The sequence below is a fragment of the Psychrobacillus glaciei genome (genome assembly GCF_008973485.1).
GTDB classification, from domain to species: domain Bacteria; phylum Bacillota; class Bacilli; order Bacillales_A; family Planococcaceae; genus Psychrobacillus; species Psychrobacillus glaciei.
In genome coordinates this window covers 4,249,899-4,262,464 of the sequence record NZ_CP031223.1, presented here as the reverse complement: position 1 = coordinate 4,262,464, position 12,566 = coordinate 4,249,899, and the positions used below count along the sequence as shown (strand labels likewise).

Sequence of the window (12,566 nt, the reverse complement as noted above, 5' to 3'; positions counted from 1 at the left end):
CATTTTATGTACTTTGTGTTAAGTGTTGGAAATAATCACGTATATAAGTAAAAGATCAATGGTTATAGAAAAGGGGTAATATTGTTGGCTAAATTACGCAATGTTCGAATAGCGAGGAAGTTATTTACATTAATATTTTCTTCCATCTTCATCTTTGTTTTAATTGGTGGTACTGGCTTTTATTTTATGGGACAAATGAGTAAGGACTCAACGGCGATGTACGAAGATGCTGTTCTTCCTATAAAATGGCAAGCGCAAATCCGCATTAATAATCGAGCTGTAGACGGTCTAGCATTAGAAATGTTACTTACATCTAATAAAAATACTAGATCTGAATTAAATGAAGAAATTAAGGGTTATATAAATGATAACGAAGAGTTAGTAGTCAAGTTGGAGAATAGTGACTTGGATAAAAAAGAAAAGAAAAAAATTACTCAATATAAAGAACAGAACGAAAAATATGTAAGTGAATTAAACAAAATTGTGAATTTTGCTATGAATGGGAATGCAACTGTAGGTAATACTCGATATCAGAAAGATGTTAAACCAATTCGAGAAAAACTAAATGTAATAATGAAGGAATTAGGAAATGATTTAGAAAATAACGCAGAAGCGTTAAATAACAATACCTTAAAGAGTGATACTACAAGTAAAATAATTATATTAGTTGTTTTTATCATTTCACTTGTATTTAGTGTTGGTCTAGGAATTGTAATTGTGCGCATGATAGTAAATCCACTGAAAATTATTCAAGATCTGATGGTTCAAGCGGAGAATGGTGATTTAACGGTCGTAGGAAAGTATCATTCGAATGATGAGATAGGGGTTTTAACCTCTTCCTTTAACAGTATGATGTCTAGATTAAGAGAGTTAATGCGTCTGGTAAATGGGACTTCCGAGCAAGTAGCGGCATCATCGGAAGAATTGACGGCAAGTGCTGAAGAATCTACGAAGGCAAGTGAAGAAGTCGCCTCTACTATTCAAGAGGTTGCATCTGGAGCTGAGCTTCAAGTTAAAAGTACGTTAGAGAGTACAAAAATAGTGGAAGAAATGGCTAGTAGTATTCACCAAATAGCAACTAATGCAAAAGATATTTCGACAAATGCGCTCGAAACTTCCCGAAAAGCATCGGATGGAAATGAAGCAATTCAATCTACTATTGAACAAATGAGTTCGATAAATGTTACTGTTTCAGAATTATCACATGTTGTAAAAGGATTGGGAGATCGCTCTCAAGATATAGGTAATATAGTGGAAGAAATTACAAGTATAGCGACGCAAACAAATTTATTAGCTTTAAATGCGGCAATTGAATCTGCAAGAGCAGGAGAATACGGAAAAGGATTTTCTGTTGTAGCAGATGAGGTTCGTAAATTAGCAGAGCAATCTGCCAAATCGGCTCAAAGTATTTCAGATCTCATAGCATTAATACAAACGGAAACTAAAATAGCTGTTCAATCAATGGAAAAAACAACTAGTGAAGTTGCTGGTGGAATAGAAGTCGTCCATAAAGCAGGCAAGTCATTCGAACAAATACGAACTTCTGTGGATGATGTAGCGAATCAATTGCAGGATGTGTCGGCTGCAGCTCAGCACTTATCAATTGGTTCAGATCAAGTCCTTCAAGCGGAAAAACTATTAGCTGAAATAGCAGATGAAGCTGCATCTGGAACACAAAATGTGGCTGCATCTATTGAAGAACAATTGGCATCCATGCAGGAAATTTCAGCATCAGCTGAATCGTTAGCTAATATGGCTAATAGTTTACAAGAACAGATTAGTAGATTTAAAGTATAAAGAATTTTATATGTAATTTATAGGGGTTATCTATGGATAAAATCTCCCTTTTCGTTGACAGTAATCTATTATTATTGTAGACTATGAACAATAATTAAATACAACCTCACTTTATTTGTGGGGTAGAGGCGCGATATTTAACAGTCCTTAGTGGAGTTTGAGAAGCCATGATTCTAGGGAGAAGGAAATGTCGCCGAAGTTTGTAATAGTTCTCCGTATTACTTGCTGGGTCTGTAGTTAAGAACTGCAGGACTGCCATTATAAACATCCCGGTTTATAATGGTGTGCTATCTCATTTGGGAAAAGTAGAGGATTTAGGGCAACTATGCATATTGCGACCTGAGTTCATCTCAGGTCTTTTTTTGTATAGATTGTCCTTTTTTCGTACCTAAACACATAAACTAAAATTAAAAGGGGAGAAACAATGATGAAAAAGAAATTATCAATATTTATTGGGCTATTCCTTACGACAATGTTGTTATTGGCAGGATGTGGAACGAGTTCAAATAATGGTACAGGTTCTTCTAATACAAAAGAAAAAGATACATTTACGATAGGATTGGAAGCTGGATATCCACCATTCAACTGGACACAAATGAATGATTCTAACGGTGGCGTGAAGCTTGATGGTAATGCAGAATACGCTGGAGGATACGACGTAGAAATTGCTAAAAAGATTGCGGATGGTTTAGGCAAAAAATTAGTGATTGTGAAAACGGAATGGGATGGACTTGTTCCAGCATTAACTTCTGGAAAAATTGATGCAATTATGGCAGGGATGTCACCAACGAAAGAACGTAAAAAAACAATCGATTTCTCTAATAACTACTACACATCTAATTTTGTTATGGTCGTAAAAAAAGGTGGACCTTATGAAGGAGCAACATCTATACAAGACTTTAAAGGGGCTAAAATAACTGGTCAGTTAAATACATCTCATTACGGAGTAATCGATCAAATTAAAGATGTGAAGAAACAAACAGCTATGGATAACTTCCCTGCAATGCGTGTTGCATTGGAATCAGGAAAAATTGATGGTTATGTATCAGAACGTCCAGAAGGGATTAGCGCCTCTTCAGCTAATAATAATTTTGCGATGGTAGACTTTACTGATGGATTTGTTGCACCGGAAGAAGAAACGGCGGTTGCAGTGGGGCTTAGAAAAGACAGTGATTTAACAGAAAAGATTAATGAAATACTAGCAAAAATATCAGAAGAAGAACGTCAAGAAATTATGGATAATGCAATAAAAAATCAACCAGCTGCAGAATAATGATTTAGTATAACCGGCTGCAACTTTTTTGCAGCCGGTTTTTACACTTAAAGGAGGAATACGATGAGTTTCGAGTGGGTAGTATCAATTGTTACCAATAACTGGCCGATGTTCCTTCGTGGAGCGGGTATCACATTATTAATTTCTATTATTGGTACTGTAGTCGGTTCGGTTATTGGTTTATTGGCAGGAGTTATACGTACAATTCCCGTGCCTGAAAGAACATTAAAAAAAGTAATATTAAAAACAGTGAATATCATTCTTTCTATTTATATAGAGTTTTTCCGTGGAACACCAATGATTGTGCAAGCGATGGTCATATACTATGGATCTATGCTAGCGTTTAATATTGATATGAATCCTATTATGGCAGCAGTTTTTATCGTATCGATTAATACGGGAGCATATATGGCGGAAATTGTACGTGGTGGCGTCATTTCCATTGAAAAGGGGCAATTTGAGGCTGCACAAGCAATTGGTATGAATCATATACAAACAATGTTTCACGTTGTCCTACCACAAGTGATTCGCAATATTCTACCAGCAACGGGGAACCAGTTTATTATTAATATTAAAGATACATCCGTACTAAACGTTATTAGTGTATCGGAATTATTTTTTCAAACGAAATCAATTGCGGGAAATAACTTCCGTTACTTTGAATCCTTTTTCGTAGCTTGTATTTTGTATTTCGTCATGACGTATACAGTTACACTTATCCTACGTTATTTTGAAAGAAAGCTAGATGGTCCTGCAAATTACAGCATGATTGGACAACCAGCACAAGTTACACAACCAATAAATAATGCAGGAAATTAGTAAACGGAGGTGTTAATAGTATGGAAAAGGTAATTGCAATTGAGCATCTAAGTAAATCTTTCGGAACCCATGAAGTATTAAAAGATATTGACTTTACAGTGAACAAAGGTGAAGTTGTATGCATCATCGGTTCTTCAGGATCTGGTAAATCTACTCTTCTTCGTTGTGTTAATCTTTTGGAGAAACCAAGTGGCGGTCAAATTATTTATAATGGAGAAAACATTTTAGATAACAAACATGATATTCATGCATATCGGACAAAATTAGGAATGGTTTTCCAACAGTTTAACTTATTCAATAATCATAATGTCTTAAATAATTGTGTTGTTGGACAAGTGAAAGTACTGAAACGTTCTAAAGAAGAAGCTGAAAAAACAGCGCTAAAATATTTAAAAGTCGTTGGTATGGAACAATACGTGAATGCAAAACCAAGCCAATTATCAGGTGGTCAAAAGCAGCGTGTCGCAATTGCTCGAGCATTATCGATGGAACCAGATGTCATGCTATTCGATGAACCAACTTCTGCACTCGATCCTGAAATGGTAGGAGAAGTTCTGAAAGTCATGAAGGAACTAGCTGAAACAGGACTTACCATGTTAATCGTTACGCATGAAATGGAGTTTGCAAAAGAAGTTTCGGATCGAGTTGTATTTATGGATAAAGGCGTTATCGCAGAAGAAGGGCCACCAGAACAAATTTTTAATAACCCTACTCAAGAGCGTACGAGAGAATTTTTAAAACGTACATTAAAATAAACGTGTGAATTCTTTGAGTTTACAAGATATTTTTATTGCTTCCCTTCAACACGAAGAGGAAGCTTTATTTATTATGTAGAGGATGCGAATGAGTCTCCTCTTTTTCGTATGAAACGTATTTCATACTTTTAACACAAAGTTTGGTTATACTAAGTGATGTAAATTTAATTTAGGAGGAGTTTTTATGAAAAAGATAATAATCATTGCATTTGTTTTTATGTTTGCAACTGCAAATAGTGCGTTTGCACATACGGGGTTAGAGGATTCCAATCCTGCAAATGGAGAAGTAGTGACAGAACAACTGAATGAAATTACGTTAACTTTTGAAGGGAAATTAGAACAAAGCAGCACATTTGAACTAAAAAATTCAACTGGCGAAACGATTCCGGTCGACAATATTACGATAGATGAAGAAAAACTAGCAGGTACTTTATCTACTCCTTTGGACAACGGAAATTACGAAATAAACTGGAACATTGTTGGTGTAGACGGACATCAGATCGAAGGGGATATTCCTTTCACTGTAGAAGTTGCTGCATCTGAAAAACAAGAAGATGGTGAGAAAATAGAACAAGCGACACCTCCTACAGCTAAGCCTACAACAGTAGAACAGACAGAGGAAGTTAAATCATCTTCTAATGTAGTACCTTTCGTAGTTGTTGGGTTAATTGTAATCATTGGTGGGGTTTTCTTATTATTGCGTAGAAAGAAATAAGATAGATTAATGATTACAATTAGTGAGATTTTAGTATATCTTTGTTTTTCTCTTTTAACGGGTAGTTTTCTTATTGCGTTTGTGCCAAGCTCTTTGAAACCAGAAATACATGTACAGAGATGGTTACAAATCGCTGCAACAATAGGAATTGCGTTCTTTTCTTTTATTCCGATTTTACTACTAGTGTTAAATTTGAATAGAGGAAATGATTTTGGCGGAACACTTCAAATGGTTCTTTATACGTTTGAAGTTGGGAAAGCGTGGATTTTTACTTTTCTAGTAGCTAGTATATTATTCATCTTTCTTATCTTGTTTAAGGATCAAACAAACCGTAAGTTTCTGGTTGCGGGGCTTACCCTTACCTTTCTTTTAATATTAGGATTAGGTTGGGCAAGTCATGCTACTTCTATTGAGCACTTTAAAGGGTTTATTACACATACTACCCATTTTACAGTGGTTACAGTTTGGATTGGTATTTTACTAATGGTAAGTTGGTTTTCAAGAGGTTTTTCAAATTGGTTGAACTTCTTAAAATGGTTTACACCGGTTGCATCAGCATGCTTCGGTATAACTATTATTTCTGGATTGCTGCTCATGACGTTTGTAGTTGATTTTGCTGCTTATACAGACTCTTGGATGCTACCATACGGCCAACTTCTGTTGATTAAACATCTATTAATCATTCCATTACTTCTGTACGCAATTATAAATGGCGTATTCATCAAAAAGAAACTACAAAATGATTCTAGCTTTAATCCGAAACCTTGGGCTAGAGTAGAAAGCTTATTAGTGTTACTCATTTTTTCTGTCACTGCGGCACTTGGCCACCAATCACCACCAAGTGAAAATACGTTCAAAAATGAAGGACCTTCCAAATTATTCAGCTATTTTTATCAAGGACAAAGTTTACAAGTGTTTCGTGTAGAGCTAACGATAAATGCGACAGGCTTATCCCTGTTATTATTAGCGATTCTGTTCATTGGATTAACAGTCTACGCGTTTCTTAAAAAAGCTCCACCATTCATAACGTTTTTACTGAGTATTTTATTCGTGTTTTCTAGCTATTTAGCGTTAATATGGAGTATTAAATAATAAAGAGGCAATCCTAAATATATAGGATAGCCTCTTCTTGTTTTATTCAGGAAGTAAGCTTGCTTTTTCTTTTCGACCATGTAAGAAGATATATGGAATGATTGTAATAATAGCTACTATTCCTAAAATTACATATAGCGTGCTATAACCGGTTAGAGGAATAATATATCCAAGTACATATGGTCCGAAACCGAGTCCTGCATCGAAGAAAATAAAGAAAGTAGAAGTGGCAAGTCCAATACGATGAGGAGGGCTTAGCTTTACAGCTACCGCTTGAGTAGTAGATTGCATATTACCGAACCCAAGACCAATAAGTGCACCTGCTAATAATAATGTGAAGCTAGTGCTTGCTGTGCTTAAGAGTAGCATACCTGTACCGAGAATAAAAAAGGCCGGATACATAATATAGTTTGCACCTTTGGCATCCATAAGGCGACCAGTAAATGGGCGGGATACTAGAATTGCCATAGCATATATAATAAAGAAGAAACTTGCTGCATTCACTAGGTTAATTTCAATTGCATAAAAGTTGATAAAGGAAAGGACACTAGAATAACAAAAAGCAATCGCTAATGTAATGAATGCAATAGGCAATGCCTTTGTTTCTACAAAGTTAGATAGTTTGAATCCTTTTGTTTCAGCTGTTTTTGTTAGTTTTTCAATTGCAGGAACATACAGGAAGAACGAAGTGATGAGACTAAATATTCCTAATGCAAGACAAAATCCAAAAATCAAGTGGAAAGTTGTATGCTGGCTCATATACAAGCCGATGAAAGGTCCAATTGCAGCTGCGAGTGTTGCACTCATACTAAAATAGCCAATTCCTTCTCCTTTTCTTGTCATTGGAATGATTTGTGCAACAATCGTTCCTGCTGCCGTACTCGCTATTCCTAAAGTTAAACCATGAAGAAATCGATTTATTAGTAAGAAAGTTAAACCTAGATTTACAAAATATAAAGATGTCGTTAGCGTAAATAGAGCTAACCCAATAAACAAGGTTTTTTTGCGACCAATCAAATCAATTACACGTCCGATGAAAAGACGCCCAATTAACGTTCCAATGATAAAAATGCCGGTTACTAAACCTGCTTCACTGGTGGAAGCATTGAATTCATTCACAGCATAAACAGCAATTGTCACCATTAATAAATAAAAAATTAACGTTATTAAAAAGTTAATGGAAGATACAACGATAAAATCTCTCGTCCATAGTTTGGGTCTAGATTGATCCATGTTATTTAGCTCCTTGTTCTAAAATATTATTCCGTATTTCATCCATAGTCTGAATTGCTTTTAGTTGATCGGTCTCAGATATCCCTTTTAGAATATTTTGCTCGTATGCATCTATTGTTACCCGAACGTCTTCATAAACATTTTTGCCAATTAACGTTAATTGCATTCTTTTTTCACGCTTATCATGGCTAGGTAGCTGCTCTACATATCCTAATTCTTCTAAACGATTAATCGTTCTCGTAATAGTGGGCTTTTCTACACCGTGATAATTAGAAAGCTCAACAAGTGACGTAGAACCATTGTTGGATAAGTAGAATAAAATAGTCCACTGCGCTCTATATAAATCATGTTTCGCGAGTTGGATATTCAAATGATTTTCAAATGGGCGATACAGCTGAATTAACTGTTGAAAAAATTCTCGAGATATGTTGATTAGAATCACTCCTCACTAAAGAAATTAGTTACCGTGAATAATAGTTAGCTTAAGTAACTAATTCAGTGTAACAAAAAGTTTAACGGATGAAAAGTAAAGAGGCTCTTCATAAAAATACTCCTACTCAAGTATCTAGAACACTTAAGTAGGAGTATTAATTAAAACACTATTATTTTGAAGGGATGGCTTCAATGGTAGATGCAACTTTTGAAATAACAAGTTCATTTCCAAGGAGAGGAGATTCTTGAGAAGCAGCTTTTGAACCTGGCTCAGGTCGTTTATGAGATTCTTTAAATGCGTCACTATTTTTCCAAGCTTCAAAGGCCTCAAGGTTTTCCCAGTACATATTTACGTTTAACTCATCGTATTCTGTTAGGTTTTGTGTAAGAGTTACTTCAACTTTTACAAACCCTTCCATTTCTTGTAATGCACCTGGCTTAGTGAAATTAGGAGCCATTTTCTCTGCAAATCCTAATTTTGTTTTAATTCTGTTTGTTACGATAAACATTTCTCATTACTCCTTTATAGTTAAATTATTTTTTTAGTATATCACTTTTTCCTAGAAAAGCCTTTTCTTAAGATTTATTAGGAAATGTCATTGAACTGCTATTTACTTATATTTTCTTCATTTTTTAGTAAAACATATTTGAAATTTATGCTAATCTAATTCATTATTAATAATAGACAGTCTTTTCGTAATTAAAAGTATAAAATTGCGCAAAAGAAATATGTTCTATGAAGGAAGAAGCTTGTGAAAGAGGATAATATTACTCGTATAAACCTAGATGGTAGAGAATTAATACTTATTGGTACTGCGCATGTATCTAGGCAAAGTGCAGAACAAGTAAAAGAAGTGATTGAAGCAGAAAGACCAGACTCTGTATGTATTGAGCTAGATGAACAAAGATACCAGTCCGTTATGGACAGCAATAAGTGGAAAGAAACAGATATTTTTAAGGTAATTAAAGAAAAAAAAGCGACGTTGCTATTAATGAATCTAGCTATATCTTCATTTCAAAATCGTTTAGCAAAGCAGTTTGAGATAAAGCCGGGACAGGAAATGATTCAAGGGATTGAATCTGCCAAAGAAACAGGTGCAAATCTCGTGCTAGCAGATCGCAATATACAAATTACCTTTTCACGCATTTGGCATAATCTTGGTTGGTTAGGAAAGGGACAGCTTCTCACTTCTGTATTCTTTAGCATTTTTAGCAGAGAAACGATTTCCGAGGAAGAGCTTGAAAAAATGAAATCACAAGATACGCTTAACGCAGTTCTTGCTGAGTTTACAGAATCTTTTCCTAAGCTAAAAACTCCTTTAATCGATGAACGAGATCAATATTTAGCACAAAAGATTAAAGAGGCACCAGGGAAAAAGGTAGTTGCTGTATTAGGTGCTGCGCATGTACCAGGTATTACGAAAGAGATTCATAAAGAACATGATTTAGTAGGCTTAGCTCAAACCCCTCCAAAATCAGTTGTTCCTAAAATACTGGGTTGGATAATACCGGTTCTTCTTATTACCATTGTAGCTTACACGTTTATTGCAAATCCGACAGCAGGGTTTGACCAAGCACTGAGTTGGATATTATGGACTGGTACTACCGCAGCTATTGGAGCAGCCATTGCGTTTGGGCATCCGCTTGCAATATTATCTGCTTTTATAGCGGCTCCCATTACTACTTTACATCCTTTAATAGCATCAGGGTGGGTATCGGGAATTGTCCAAGCGTATTACCGTCGACCAAATATTGGGGATTTCGAAACGCTTTCAGAAGATGTATTTACAGTAAAAGGATTTTGGCATAATAAGGTTACGCGTATTTTACTAGTCGTGGTATTAACTAATCTAGTAGGGTCTTTAGGAGCTTTCATAGGCGGGGCAGATGTTATTCGGTTATTCTTTAAAAATTTTTAGTAAGGTTTATTTGAGCTAGAATAGACAGTATAAAAATCTCCTTTATTGCGGTTTGTAAGTCGCAATAAAGGAGATTTTTTTTAAATTGGAGTAGGAGCTGGTTTACCAAAGTAGTATCCTTGGAATAGTTGATAACCGATTGCTTTCAACCATTCAAAGTCTTCTTTTTCCTCTATTCCTTCTGCTAAAGGGACAGATTCTACTTGGAGAGCCTTCTCCAATGACTTTAAAGCTATCTCCTGTTTGGAATTATCACTCGCTACACCTTGCACATATTTCATATCGAGCTTCATGTATTTTGGCTTAATATCTTCTAACATGTCCAATGTATTATAGCCTTCACCAACATCATCTAGTGCATATTGAAAACCTTTTTCTTTATAATAATTTAATATTCTCTTTAAATGATCTCTATCTTCTACTTGTTCTGATTCTACAACTTCAAAAACTAGTTGAGCTGGGTCCACGCCTAGTTCATTTGCTAGATTAGTAGTGGATTTCAAGCAAAATTCTGGCGAATAAATAGAGGTAGGGATGAAGTTAATAAATGCTTTCTTATCTTTTAAGCGAGCAGCATATTTTACTGCAGTCATCCTACACACACGGTCCAGAGCATACAAACGACCTCTTTCCCTCGCAGCAGAGAAAATCTCATTTGGATAAATTAACGTTCCGTCTATATTTTGAAATCTAGAAAGTATTTCATAAGCAAATGTATCTCCCTTTGCATCTACAATGGGTTGATAATAACAAATTAGCTGCTCATTTTTAATGATTTCATCAATCCACTGCATGTCCAAAACATTCTCAATCTCTCTAAAAGGTTTCCACTCTTGATTTGGAACTATAAAAGTCACATCATTTGGATTCATATGGTCTTTGCAAAAGTCAACGAAATCACTTACTTCAGATTCCTTTAGTTTAAAGTCGTTGCCCAGCATATCTACCCACATATTCCTTCTTTTCAAATGCTGCATTACTTCAGGCATCATTGCTAAATTAACTGTTCCTTTTACTCTAAACGTAAATAATAATTCATCTACTGTGCAATTATTACACTCCAAATCTCAGCCACCTCTTTATAATTTACTCATTGTTCCTCATTATGAAAATATTTTACATTTATTTTGATTATAAAGAAATATCTATTATTAACATAATTTTAAGTCTTGAGCATTATAAACTATTTCTAAAACTACTTAATTGAAACTAATATACCAGTAAACACAATTATTCCATATGGTGTCATCGTAATAAAAAAAGCCAACTATCTCTAGAGAATAGTTGGCAAATGGTATTAAGTTTTATTTCTTAGTGTCTGTATCTTTATCTTCTAATTTAAACTCTTCTTTTACATCTTCTACTATATCTTTTGTGGAATTTTTGAATTCTTTCAATGTTTGTCCAACCGCTTTACCTAACTGAGGCAGTTTAGCTGGTCCGAAAACGATTAAAGCAATGACTAAAATAATTATTAAACCTGGTAAGCCAATGTTTTGCATGGTGTGTTCCTCCTTGGGTTGTGTAATAACTTGTTCAGTGGCGAAAGTGTCTAATTAGTTCACTTGCTTAAGTAAAACATAATACTAAATTACTCTTCTAAATCCTCTATATATATCTTTTTAGTTTGTTGTTTTTTATAAGACCAGTTAGATACGAAAACACTAATTTCAAATAATATTAGCAATGGGATAATAATGAGGATTTCAGACATAAAATCAGGAGGTGTTATAGCAGCCCCAACTACTGCAAGTACAATGTAAGAAATCTTTCTGATTTTTCGTAATCTATCAGGAGTTACTATTCCTAATTTCGTTAAAAATAAAACGATGACAGGTAACTCAAAAACGATACCGACTGGAGTAATTAGATTAAACATGAAAGTAAAATATTGTTGCATTCCGTATGTCTCTCTAGCGCCAATAGAATCATTAATTTGAGACATGAAATTCAACATTAATGGAAATAAAATAAAATAACTAAAACTAATGCCAGCCAAAAACAAGAAAAAAGAGATCGGAATAAAGTAAATCGTTCCTTTTGCTTCTTTTTCCAATAATCCCGGCTTAACAAATAACCAAATTTGGTACATTGCAATTGGCAAAGTTATTAATATAGCTAAAATTAATGCACATTTTATATATATCATTAAACCATCTGTATAGCCAAATACATTCCATTCAACGTGAGCAGCTGTAGGTTGTTGTTTAAGAAAATGTAATGTTTTTGGTGCCATCCAAAATCCCAAAGCGAGTGAAAGCACAAAGGTTGCAATTATAATAATGAGCCTTTTACGTAATTCTGTTAAATGTTCGACTAGTGTCAATTCAGGTTCTTGTGTCATTTGCTTGTACCACCCCATTTTTGTGCAAATAAAGTGAAATATATTATGTGAATAAAAAAACTTTTTGACTAAGTAATATAACCAACTACATAGAGAAGAAGTTGAGTTTATACTACCTAAACATTATACCTCTTGAAAAGAATTTGTAAAATAAAAGTACTCTTTGTTTTTTGAACAAGTGAGAAAA

13 protein-coding genes and 1 riboswitch are annotated in these 12,566 nt (G+C 34.6%); of the genes, 7 read left to right on the top strand and 6 right to left on the bottom strand.

Annotation, left to right across the window (positions count from 1 at the left end; genetic code table 11):
• The first annotated feature begins 84 nt into the window (after nt 1-84).
• The 6 genes from PB01_RS20290 to PB01_RS20265 all read left to right on the top strand — a co-directional run bounded on the left by PB01_RS20290 (nt 85) and on the right by PB01_RS20265 (nt 6,451).
• Nucleotides 85-1,797 (top strand): methyl-accepting chemotaxis protein, encoded by a 1,713-nt coding sequence (locus tag PB01_RS20290; protein WP_151701846.1) that lies wholly within the window; start codon nt 85-87, stop codon nt 1,795-1,797.
• 115 nt (nt 1,798-1,912) lie between these two features.
• Nucleotides 1,913-2,095: riboswitch (Lysine riboswitch) on the top strand.
• 129 nt (nt 2,096-2,224) lie between these two features.
• Nucleotides 2,225-3,070, top strand: a complete 846-nt coding sequence (locus PB01_RS20285) for a transporter substrate-binding domain-containing protein (RefSeq protein ID WP_151702146.1) — start codon at nt 2,225-2,227, stop codon at nt 3,068-3,070.
• A gap of 63 nt (nt 3,071-3,133) precedes the next feature.
• Nucleotides 3,134-3,889, top strand: a complete 756-nt coding sequence (locus tag PB01_RS20280) for an amino acid ABC transporter permease (protein WP_151701845.1) — start codon at nt 3,134-3,136, stop codon at nt 3,887-3,889.
• Between the two features lie 20 nt (nt 3,890-3,909).
• Nucleotides 3,910-4,644 (top strand): amino acid ABC transporter ATP-binding protein, encoded by a 735-nt coding sequence (locus tag PB01_RS20275; protein ID WP_151701844.1) that lies wholly within the window; start codon nt 3,910-3,912, stop codon nt 4,642-4,644.
• A 184-nt stretch (nt 4,645-4,828) separates the two neighbouring features.
• Nucleotides 4,829-5,359 (top strand): copper resistance CopC family protein, encoded by a 531-nt coding sequence (locus PB01_RS20270; protein ID WP_151702145.1) that lies wholly within the window; start codon nt 4,829-4,831, stop codon nt 5,357-5,359.
• A gap of 9 nt (nt 5,360-5,368) precedes the next feature.
• Complete coding sequence (locus PB01_RS20265) at nt 5,369-6,451, top strand: copper resistance D family protein (RefSeq protein WP_151701843.1); 1,083 nt, start codon at nt 5,369-5,371, stop codon at nt 6,449-6,451.
• A gap of 42 nt (nt 6,452-6,493) precedes the next feature.
• Here PB01_RS20265 and PB01_RS20260 read toward each other — a convergent pair whose 3' ends face one another.
• The 3 genes from PB01_RS20260 to PB01_RS20250 all read right to left on the bottom strand — a co-directional run bounded on the left by PB01_RS20260 (nt 6,494) and on the right by PB01_RS20250 (nt 8,625).
• On the bottom strand, nt 6,494-7,684 hold the full coding sequence (locus PB01_RS20260) for an MFS transporter (protein ID WP_151701842.1): 1,191 nt from the start codon (nt 7,682-7,684) through the stop codon (nt 6,494-6,496).
• A 1-nt stretch (nt 7,685) separates the two neighbouring features.
• Nucleotides 7,686-8,117 (bottom strand): MarR family winged helix-turn-helix transcriptional regulator, encoded by a 432-nt coding sequence (locus PB01_RS20255; protein ID WP_151702144.1) that lies wholly within the window; start codon nt 8,115-8,117, stop codon nt 7,686-7,688.
• A 169-nt stretch (nt 8,118-8,286) separates the two neighbouring features.
• Nucleotides 8,287-8,625, bottom strand: coding sequence for a heme oxygenase (locus tag PB01_RS20250; RefSeq protein ID WP_151701841.1), 339 nt, complete (start codon nt 8,623-8,625; stop codon nt 8,287-8,289).
• A 243-nt stretch (nt 8,626-8,868) separates the two neighbouring features.
• Here PB01_RS20250 and PB01_RS20245 point away from each other — a divergent pair, with 243 nt between their 5' ends.
• Entirely contained in the window at nt 8,869-10,035 is a 1,167-nt protein-coding gene (locus PB01_RS20245; protein WP_151701840.1) for a TraB/GumN family protein, read from the top strand.
• 80 nt (nt 10,036-10,115) lie between these two features.
• Here PB01_RS20245 and PB01_RS20240 read toward each other — a convergent pair whose 3' ends face one another.
• From PB01_RS20240 to tatC, 3 genes are all read right to left on the bottom strand, one after another.
• Nucleotides 10,116-11,099 carry an EAL domain-containing protein gene (locus PB01_RS20240; RefSeq protein WP_151701839.1) on the bottom strand — a complete coding sequence of 328 codons (984 nt, stop codon included), beginning with the start codon at nt 11,097-11,099 and terminating at the stop codon, nt 10,116-10,118.
• 240 nt (nt 11,100-11,339) lie between these two features.
• The gene (gene tatA, locus PB01_RS20235) at nt 11,340-11,537 is read right to left on the bottom strand and encodes a twin-arginine translocase TatA/TatE family subunit (RefSeq protein WP_151701838.1); all 198 of its coding nucleotides are present in this window, start codon (nt 11,535-11,537) and stop codon (nt 11,340-11,342) included.
• An 89-nt stretch (nt 11,538-11,626) separates the two neighbouring features.
• Nucleotides 11,627-12,379, bottom strand: coding sequence for a twin-arginine translocase subunit TatC (tatC, locus tag PB01_RS20230; protein ID WP_151701837.1), 753 nt, complete (start codon nt 12,377-12,379; stop codon nt 11,627-11,629).
• Between the last annotated feature and the right edge of the window lie 187 nt (nt 12,380-12,566).